8 protein-coding genes and 1 pseudogene are annotated in these 6889 nt (G+C 43.4%); 1 reads left to right on the top strand and 8 read right to left on the bottom strand.

The window, feature by feature from the left end; all coding sequences use genetic code 11:
• Positions 1–300: 300 nt before the first annotated feature.
• Positions 301–658, top strand: a pseudogene (locus Xmir_RS18560) (IS1 family transposase); the annotation flags it as partial.
• A 677-nt stretch (positions 659–1335) separates the two neighbouring features.
• Here the strand turns inward: Xmir_RS18560 and npr are convergent.
• The 8 genes from npr to lptC all read right to left on the bottom strand — a co-directional run bounded on the left by npr (position 1336) and on the right by lptC (position 6887).
• The gene (gene npr, locus Xmir_RS18555) at positions 1336–1608 is read right to left on the bottom strand and encodes a PTS phosphocarrier protein NPr (protein ID WP_099115604.1); all 273 of its coding nucleotides are present in this window, start codon (positions 1606–1608) and stop codon (positions 1336–1338) included.
• Positions 1609–1629: 21 nt separating this feature from the next.
• On the bottom strand, positions 1630–2481 hold the full coding sequence (gene rapZ / locus Xmir_RS18550) for an RNase adapter RapZ (protein ID WP_047963568.1): 852 nt from the start codon (positions 2479–2481) through the stop codon (positions 1630–1632).
• 39 nt (positions 2482–2520) lie between these two features.
• On the bottom strand, positions 2521–2988 hold the full coding sequence (gene ptsN, locus Xmir_RS18545) for a PTS IIA-like nitrogen regulatory protein PtsN (protein WP_047963569.1): 468 nt from the start codon (positions 2986–2988) through the stop codon (positions 2521–2523).
• Positions 2989–3165: 177 nt separating this feature from the next.
• Entirely contained in the window at positions 3166–3453 is a 288-nt protein-coding gene (hpf, locus tag Xmir_RS18540) for a ribosome hibernation promoting factor (protein ID WP_099115603.1), read from the bottom strand.
• A gap of 23 nt (positions 3454–3476) precedes the next feature.
• Positions 3477–4922 carry an RNA polymerase factor sigma-54 gene (rpoN, locus tag Xmir_RS18535; RefSeq protein WP_099115602.1) on the bottom strand — a complete coding sequence of 482 codons (1446 nt, stop codon included), beginning with the start codon at positions 4920–4922 and terminating at the stop codon, positions 3477–3479.
• 74 nt (positions 4923–4996) lie between these two features.
• Positions 4997–5722 carry an LPS export ABC transporter ATP-binding protein gene (lptB, locus tag Xmir_RS18530; RefSeq protein WP_099115601.1) on the bottom strand — a complete coding sequence of 242 codons (726 nt, stop codon included), beginning with the start codon at positions 5720–5722 and terminating at the stop codon, positions 4997–4999.
• 6 nt (positions 5723–5728) lie between these two features.
• Positions 5729–6313 carry a lipopolysaccharide ABC transporter substrate-binding protein LptA gene (lptA, locus tag Xmir_RS18525; RefSeq protein WP_099115600.1) on the bottom strand — a complete coding sequence of 195 codons (585 nt, stop codon included), beginning with the start codon at positions 6311–6313 and terminating at the stop codon, positions 5729–5731.
• The gene (lptC, locus tag Xmir_RS18520) at positions 6294–6887 is read right to left on the bottom strand and encodes an LPS export ABC transporter periplasmic protein LptC (protein ID WP_099115599.1); all 594 of its coding nucleotides are present in this window, start codon (positions 6885–6887) and stop codon (positions 6294–6296) included. Before lptC ends, lptA begins: the two co-directional genes overlap by 20 nt.
• Positions 6888–6889 lie beyond the last annotated feature (2 nt).

Here is a 6889-nt window from a genome sequence, read left to right as displayed (position 1 = left end):
CAGTCATTGCTTACTGCCTTAAATTGAAAAAACCATCACTTAAAGTTTTCTACTCAGAAGAAGATCTTCCAGTGATGGCTTAAGCAGAATTCGGGTTAAATTATTTTGTGGTTGTTTAGTAAATATAGAGAATTTATCATAACATTATGATAAATAAACTTTAATTTTAATTGGTCCTCAAGATTTTTCTATTTTGTCTTTTCACTTCCTTCTTGTTTTTCTTAATATTTAAGTAACATTCCTGTCCTCCTAAGACCGTCAAAGTCACTGTCACTTCGGCCTGCTTTAACATTACGGAGGTCATTCGTCGGGAATAAAAAGTGTCAACGTTGGTTATGGTATGCTTGGGAGTTTCGCCTAAAACGTATCATTGCGCATGCTTTTGGTAGACGAAAAAAGAAAACACTAAAAAAGTTCTTGAAAAGACTGTCTAAATTCAAGGTAGCCTTTTGGTGTACTGATAACTACCGTGCCTATAATTTACTGCCTTCAGCCAAACATCTGGTTGGGAAATATTTTACCCAACGTATCGAACGTGAAAACTTAACCTTACATAACCGGATTAACCGTCTGAACCGTAAGACTCTTGGTTATTCAAAAATCTGGGAAGCATGACAAAGTTATCGGTATTTTCATTGAATGTGAATATTATGTTTGAGTATGATCAACACCTTAAATACATGACCTGCAAGGTGAATACAATGTATACAAGTCATATTGGGAATACAAGTAATGTTATTCGTTTTAAAAAAACATGTCATCTATTGTCTGATTGTTTAATGTGTATGATTATTAAAAATCAATTAATATTTGATCATTTAAATATAAAAAATAAATATTGTTAAAGTATAAATATTGCAGATCACTATACAATATATAATATATCCAGTCAGGAAAAGAGCATGAATATTTATTTCTTTCTTAGTGCATTAAGATCGATAACTAACGCCTTATCAAATAATCAGGATAATACCCTAGGGTGAGAATATGAATACCTCAATTTCATTCAGATAGAGTTATAATCAAAAATTGTTGATATGATACTCATTGTTCCGCTTAAAATACCCCCTTTTTGGGGTGTTTTTTAAGTTGATTTTGTTCATAAAAAATCAAATCTAAGCAATGGATAATAAGTAAATATTCATGCTGCAAAGTATCAAGCTCAAAATCGGTGTTGCAAAAACGGGGTGAGCATAGATTTTATACTCTCTCCAATAAGGGGTGGCGACCGGGTAGCTGCCCCCAACCGATTAAACCATGAAGTTTTTGAGGCGGAGAGAAGGTTACTCTTTTTGATAAGAAGCCTTCCGAGCCAATGTTCTTAGAAAGAGGATACTATTCTTCGTCAAAACCAGAATTAAAGAGTTCAACAATAGCTGCCAGCGCCTGCTGTTCATCAGGCCCGGTTGCTTCGACTTCAATATAGCTGCCTTGTTCGGAATCCAGCATAAGCATGGCAATCACGCTATCAGCTTCGGCTTGTAAGTTATTGCTGTTGCGCAGGATCACCTGCGATTGAAATTGCTGCACAAGGTCATACAGTTTCATCGCAGGTCTGGCATGTATACCAAGCCGATTTTTAATCTCAAGCTGTTGTTTGACTGTCATGCTTTACTTACATTGGCTGCACTATTTACGTTTTTCCAGTGTGCGGTGACGTGATTGCACGTTTTTACCACGAGAACGGAAGTAATCTGCCAGCTGTTCAGCAACATAGACAGAGCGGTGTTTACCGCCTGTACAGCCAATGGCAACAGTCAGGTAGCTGCGGTTATTGGTTTCCAACATAGGCAGCCAAAGTTCAAGATAACTGCGGGTCTGGTAAATGAAGTTATGCACTTCTGTATGGCGATCCAAAAATGCTGCAACAGGACGATCCAAACCGGTCATTGGGCGCAGTTTTGGATCCCAGTGAGGGTTTGGCAGGAAACGCACATCGAAAACATAGTCTGCGTCGATCGGGATGCCATGTTTGAAACCAAAAGATTCAAATACCATGGTAAGTTCACGTTCCCGTTTACCCAGTAAACGCGTCCTGAGCATTTCTGCCAGTTCATGGACAGACATTTCAGAGGTATCGATGATCAAATCGGCACGAGAGCGCAGAGGTTCCAGCAGATCACTTTCTTGGTCAATTGCACTTTCCAGTGACAGATTTTTACTTGATAGCGGATGTAAACGACGCGTGTCACTGTAGCGACGGATCAGAGTATTGCGATCTGCATCAAGAAACAGCAATTGTGGTGAAAAACTGTCCGGTAATTGCGTGAGAGCCTCTTCGAAGACTTCTGGTGATTCCGGCATATTTCTGACATCAATGCTAACTGCTGCTGAAATATCGCGTTCAGCCAGCGTGTTTGCCAGTTCTGGCAGCAATACAACTGGTAGGTTATCCACGCAATAGAAGCCCATATCTTCCAACGCACGCAGGGCAACGGATTTTCCGGAACCTGAACGACCACTGACTATCATCAGCACCATGAGGCGACTCCCCTATATGTTTATAATTGTAATCGCTGTTTATTCAGTAATGATTTTGTATAGCTCTTCGTCACTCTGTGCTGAGCGCAGACGACGGCAGAGAGTTTTATCTGCAAGGCGCTTTGCAATCAATGATAGTGAGTGTAAATGAGTTTGACACTGATCCGATGGCACCAATAAAGCGAACAAGAGGTCAACAGGTTGATTATCTATGGCATCAAAGGTGATGGGTTGTTCCAGATGCAAAAATACGCCAACGGCATTTTTAGAGCATTCTTTGTCCAATTTGCCATGGGGAATTGCAATCCCGTTGCCAATGCCAGTTGTTCCCACTTTCTCGCGGGAAAGAATGGCTTCGAATACAGCATATTCTGGTAATCCAAGCTGTTTTGATGCCAGCTCACTGATAATTTCTAAGGCACGCTTTTTACTCGAACACGGTACGTTGTTACGTGTACATTCGGGCGAAAGCACTGAGCTTAGTGGTAAATCTGTTTCGTTGTTCATTTCTTTATTCACTTAGGGCCTTGTTATACCGGATACCTAATTGAGGCATCCGGTATTGATGCACTGTTTATACCCGCCGTCTTTCAAGTTGCCGCTTTGTTGGCTGCATCTTGAAATTCATTGGGTATAGAGATAGAACAGCAATAATTGTATGACGGCCCCGTTGCCTGAAAGCTGTTAATGTTGTCTCAATTTACTTTTGTGTTTGGTCAATTGACGCGCTAGCTTATCTGCCAGTGCATCAATTGCCGCATACATGTCTTCATGCTCTGAGGTTGCATGCAACTCACCTCCATTAACATGTACTGTGGCTTCGGCAATCTTCTGCACCTTTTCCACTCGGAGGATGACCTGAATGAGGTTAATCTTATCGAAATATTGATCCAGCTTGCCGCATTTGGTGTTTACAATGTTGCGCAGTGCATCTGTGATTTCAATATTGTGGCCTGTAACATTGAGTTGCATAGTGTTTTCCTTCTCTGTGTTGTTCAAACCAGCTTTTTGCGTTGGTTTGAAGGCGGGATGGATAACGACTCTCTATATTTTGCGACAGTTCGCCGCGCCACTTGAATGCCTTGTTCAGCCAGTATACTGGTTAATTTACTGTCACTCAGAGGCTTGGCCGGGTTTTCTGCCGCGACCAGTTTTTTCACCAGAGCACGTATTGCGGTAGAAGAAGCTTCGCCCCCGCTATCGGTGTTGACATGACTGGAGAAAAAATATTTAAGTTCAAAAATTCCTCGTGGGCTATACAGGTATTTCTGTGTCGTCACACGGGAAATGGTGGATTCATGCATGTCAACCTGATAGGCGATATCAGCCAGTACCAGCGGTTTCATGTGTTCCTCACCATATTCAAAAAAGTCTTGTTGCCGTTCGACAATGCTGCTTGCGACTTTCAATAATGTCTCATTGCGGCTTTCGAGGCTTTTTATCAGCCACTTGGCCTCTTGCAAATTATTGCGAATGAACAGGCTGTCACTCTCATTGTGGGCCTGCTGTCCCAGTGCTGCGTAATGTTGGTTGATGCGCAGACGGGGGATGCTATCGGTATTTAGCCTGACTTGCCAGCTTTCATTTTCTTTCTGCACCAATACATCAGGAATAACATACTCGGATTCACCGGTGTTGACTGCCAACCCCGGTTTCGGCTCCAGAGATTGAATGATATCAATTGCCCCTTTTAGGGCGCTCTCTTTTAATTTGCTCTGACGTAATAAATTACGGAAGTCCCGGTTGCCCAGCAATTCAAGGTACTTGCTGACAACGAGTTTGGTGTCGTTTAAGTGAGGCGTCTCTGACGGCAGCATTGAAAGCTGGATAAGCAGGCATTCACGTAAATCACGGGCAGCAACGCCAATGGGATCAAAATGCTGTATACGCTTGAGAACAGTTTCAACCTCTTCCAGAGTGAGTTCATCATCACCCATGCCGGTAAGAATTTCGTCAGTCGAGATGGTCAGGTAACCAGTATCATCAATCGCATCAATAATCGAAGTGGCAATGGCGGCATCCGTTTCGGTAAACGGCGTCAAATCTGCCTGCCACATCAGATAATCTTGCAGTGTCTGGGTGGTTTCTCCCTGATACATGGGAAAATCATCCGCGTTGTAGTCACTGCTGGTCCCTGAAGACGTGCCAGCGGAGTAAATCTCATCCCAACTGGTATCCAATGGCAACTCTTCAGGCATATTTTTCTGTTCAAGTGCTTCGCGGGTATCCATCGCTGCTGTTTCAAAATCAGCGTCAGGAAGCTCTTGGCTATCCACTTCCTGATGCAGATCATCTTGTTCAAGCAGCGGGTTGGTTTCCAACGCTTGCTGGATCTCTTGCTGAAGTTCAAGCGTAGAAAGTTGCAACAAACGGATAGCTTGCTGGAGCTGGGGCGTCATCGCCAATTGTTGACTGAGCCTGAGTTGCAAACTTTGCTTCATAGCGTTACTACTTTCTCCTTAAATCTAGCTTGAATGATTTCCTGCATTGCGTCTGGCTGACAGAAGAATGAGTATTAAAGGCGGAAGCCTTCACCCAGATAGACGCGTTTGACCTGTTCGTTACTCAGGATTTCATCAGGCGTTCCGTGGGCAATCAAGTTGCCTTGACTAACGATATAAGCCCGCTCGCAAACATCCAGTGTTTCACGGACATTATGATCGGTAATCAGGACTCCCAGACCGCAATCCCGCAGGTGTTGAATGATCTTTTTAATATCCAGTACGGAAATTGGGTCAACACCAGCGAAAGGCTCATCCAATAGGATGAATTTGGGATTGGCGGCCAGCGCTCGGGCAATTTCTACACGGCGGCGTTCACCACCAGAGAGTGATTGCCCAAGGTTATCACTCAGATGAGCGATGTGAAATTCTTCCATCAACTCTTTTGCGCGCGCTTTTCGTTGTTCCTGATTTAAGTCTTTGCGGATCTCAAGGACAGCCATCAAATTGTCTAATACGCTCAGACGACGAAAAATAGAGGGTTCTTGCGGTAAATAGCCTATCCCACGACGGGCGCGTTCATGCAACGGCATCAGGCTGATGTCTTCTTCATCAATCGTAATGGTGCCGGTATCACGTGGAACAATGCCGACTACCATGTAAAAAGTGGTGGTTTTACCTGCGCCATTGGGACCAAGTAAGCCAACAATTTCCCCTGAATTCACTTTTAGGCTGACGTTCTCAACGACCTTACGGCCTTTATAGGCCTTAGCCAGATTTTCTGCGTTTAGTATTGCCATATGCCGTTATTTACTCTTTTTTTGAAGTTCAGTTTTTTGAAGCTCAGTTTTTTGAACATCAGTTTTTTGAACATCAGCACCCGGGCCTTTTTCCTGTAGCTGAGCAGGTAACAGGACGGTGGTAACACGTTTACCTTTATCACTAAAGGCTTCCATTTGTTGTGTTGGTACCAGGTAAGTGATTTTATCGCCCTTGATATTACTGTCCAGTTGTTCAAGATAGGCATTACCTGTCAGAGTAACCAGCTCATTGTTCATCTCATAGCGCATCTTTGAGGCATGCCCCTTGATGGGTTTGCCGTCATCCTGCAATTGGTAGAAAGTCGCTGGGTTGCCGAAGGCTTCAATGACAGTCTTATTCGAATCCCCTTCTGGACGGGTGACAACGACTTTATCTGCATGAATATCGATCGAGCCTTGTTTGACAACAACGCTGTCCGTAAATGTGGCAACGTTACCCGTTAAATCCAGCGACTGTCTCGCTGAGTCAATGGTAATAGGTTTTTTCGTATCATCTTTCAAGGCCAGTACAGGCAGGCTTACTGCAAAAAGCGTACTGGCAATAACGGTATTACGGATTAGGTTGTTCATGTGGAATCTCATAACGAGTGGTCACCTTTTCAATCAATTCAGCAGTTTTGTTTCGCAGATTGCCGCGCATTTTCATGCCAACAGACTTTATATCAATGCCAATAAGGGTGGCTTGGTCATCAGATGCGACATCTTGAGTTGTGAGGTTGACGGTCGCATTGTCTGTTGTGATCCGTTGCAGTTGTGACGCATCGGACAGGCTATCCACTTGGACATCCCCATACAGGTAGAGCATTTTATCATTGGTTAGTTTGGCTTGATTGGAACGTACTGTCCATGTAGGGATTGGGGTTCCAGGGATGCTATTCGGATCAAATGTTGTTAATACGGGCTTGGTAAACCAAGTCAGTTTCGTTTCCGCATAGTTTTTAACATCGTCGGAGACCAGTTTGTAAACCAACTTTCCTTCTGGATCGTAGACGAAAGTAATGGCTTTTTGGGTTTGATAAGAGGGATAACCGTCATCCACAATGGTGGATGACGTATCATCATTTACATTAGATAAATTCCAGCCAATCAACGCAAGCGCGATCAGTATCAGTGTTGCAATCAGCCAGGATTGAATTTTGCTCATTC

The organism is Xenorhabdus miraniensis (genome assembly GCF_002632615.1).
This window is presented reverse-complemented; position numbering and strand designations above follow the sequence as displayed.

What these genes read in the sequence shown, in the direction of transcription:
- npr (WP_099115604.1), bottom strand. Translation starts at nt 1,608, where the DNA reads ATGACAGTCAAACAACAGCTTGAGATTAAAAATCGGCTTGGTATACAT.
- rapZ (WP_047963568.1), bottom strand. Translation starts at nt 2,481, where the DNA reads ATGGTGCTGATGATAGTCAGTGGTCGTTCAGGTTCCGGAAAATCCGTT.
- ptsN (WP_047963569.1), bottom strand. Translation starts at nt 2,988, where the DNA reads ATGAACAACGAAACAGATTTACCACTAAGCTCAGTGCTTTCGCCCGAA.
- hpf (WP_099115603.1), bottom strand. Translation starts at nt 3,453, where the DNA reads ATGCAACTCAATGTTACAGGCCACAATATTGAAATCACAGATGCACTG.
- rpoN (WP_099115602.1), bottom strand. Translation starts at nt 4,922, where the DNA reads ATGAAGCAAAGTTTGCAACTCAGGCTCAGTCAACAATTGGCGATGACG.
- lptB (WP_099115601.1), bottom strand. Translation starts at nt 5,722, where the DNA reads ATGGCAATACTAAACGCAGAAAATCTGGCTAAGGCCTATAAAGGCCGT.
- lptA (WP_099115600.1), bottom strand. Translation starts at nt 6,313, where the DNA reads ATGAACAACCTAATCCGTAATACCGTTATTGCCAGTACGCTTTTTGCA.
- lptC (WP_099115599.1), bottom strand. Translation starts at nt 6,887, where the DNA reads ATGAGCAAAATTCAATCCTGGCTGATTGCAACACTGATACTGATCGCG.